Here is a 1,690-nt window from a genome sequence, read left to right as displayed (position 1 = left end):
GTATCCGAGTTCGTTGCCATGCGACCACAATAGCCCGGCTCTTCAGAGTTGAGTGTGGGTGACCGGGTGGGCCTGTGCGCAAGTTGGTGGTGGTGTGTCCTTGGATGAGGCGTGTGTGGATTGGTGTGCAGGGGACGAGCCGCTGGCGATGCACCCGTTACGAGGCGCTGCACCCTTTACGTGGCGCTGCACCCGTTATGTGGCGCTGCACCCGTTACGTGGCGCTGCACCCGAACAGAAGGGGTGTAATGCCTACGGTTCGGGTGCACTGCCCCTCGGAACAAGTGAAAGTGTGGTCGGCGTGTGCAGAGGTGACTGTGTCGCACAGAGTGGAGGACTGCCTCGTCACACAGAGGGGAGCGCCTCGAGGCGTGTTCAATTGTCTGTGTATCCATCGTTTTGTTTGAAAGGATTGATACATGATGATGTTGTTGTGTCTGGCGCTAGTGGGCGTGAGGCTGTGGAGGAGCTGCGTCGCTCGGGGGCGTTGGATGCGTTGTTTGAGCGTCTTGATGCTGGCGAGGTCGAGATGACGGGTAGCCAGGGGTTGTTGCCCGCGTTACTTAAGGAGGCCTGGGAGCGCGGCCTTGCCGCTGAGCTTTCCGAGCACTTGGGGTATGAGAAGGGCCAGACCAGCACGCAGGCGCGCTCGAACACGAGGAGGGGCACGACGAAGAAGACCGTGATATCGGAGGTGGGAGTGGGAATGTACAACATCGAAGTGGGCCTAGATGCCTCCACCCACACTCAACTATGAAGAGCCACTAACCCAGTCCTCACCCCTGTCCCCCGAGGCAGTATCAATCAGCGGGAGCGGCCCGCCCCCGAACAGCGCGACTCAACCAGACGGGCCGGGAGCGAGCACCGCCGCGACCCCCGCGCTCGCGCCGCGACCCCTAGTCGCGTCGCCAGACCTCGGCGATGGTGCCCGTGCGCTCGTAGACGGAAACGCCGAAGCCGGGGGCCTGCGCCTCGCACAGGGTCATGATGGCGACGTAGGGGCTATCCTCGCGTTCCATCTCCTTCTCGAGGTCGGAGAGCCTGAGCTCGAAGTGCTGCGAGTATCCGTCGGCGCTCACCAGGTCGAAGATGACGAAGGTCTTGTTGGCGCGCTTCAGGTAGGTCTCGTCGCCCTCTTCACGCACGTTCTGACAGCTCACGTTCTCGTGTCGGGTCGACCCGTCCCACCAGTCCTGGACCGCGAGGCCGTAGCTTCCCCATGCCCGGGAGGCGACGAACGCGAGGATGCCGGCAGTGAAGACAAAGGAGAAGGCGGCGGCGAAGGGACTAGGCTCCTTCGCGTGCTTAGCGAGGAGGGGAGACTTCTGGGCCCTGATGAAGTCGCGGAGCATCCACCGAAGCGAGGCCCAGACCACGGGGACCCACAGGAGGATGAAGAAGGCGGGGATGACGGCGGCCGCCATCTGCGCGCGCATCGACCATTGTCCCCACGAGCCGCGCAGGCCGAATCGCCAGAACAGCCCGTACACGACGATCACGATAAGTCCGACGAAGACCCGGAACGCGCGCTTGGTGGAGTTGTCAAGCGGGACGGACACCTCTTCGTCGGCCGACGCGGCGCCGGGTTCGTGTCGGTCGCTCTGAAGGGCTGAGTTCTCCATGCCTTCATGCTATCCGAGGACGAGGCCGGGGCGGGCAGCGGCGTCCAGGGGGCGGTTGCGCTGCTGGG

General features: G+C 63.7%; 1 protein-coding gene and 1 pseudogene. One reads left to right on the top strand and one right to left on the bottom strand.

Going from position 1 to position 1,690, the window contains the following annotated elements; all coding sequences use genetic code 11:
- Positions 1 to 415: 415 nt before the first annotated feature.
- Positions 416 to 700 (top strand): annotated as a pseudogene (locus tag HMPREF1138_RS11180) (transposase); the annotation flags it as partial.
- 196 nt (positions 701 to 896) lie between these two features.
- On the opposite strand, the gene HMPREF1138_RS00105 reads toward HMPREF1138_RS11180, so the two are convergent.
- Positions 897 to 1,622 carry a hypothetical protein gene (locus HMPREF1138_RS00105; protein ID WP_009054998.1) on the bottom strand — a complete coding sequence of 242 codons (726 nt, stop codon included), beginning with the start codon at positions 1,620 to 1,622 and terminating at the stop codon, positions 897 to 899.
- Positions 1,623 to 1,690 lie beyond the last annotated feature (68 nt).

The sequence above is a fragment of the Actinomyces sp. ICM58 genome, from assembly GCF_000283035.1.
Taxonomy (GTDB): domain Bacteria; phylum Actinomycetota; class Actinomycetes; order Actinomycetales; family Actinomycetaceae; genus Pauljensenia.
This window is presented reverse-complemented; position numbering and strand designations above follow the sequence as displayed.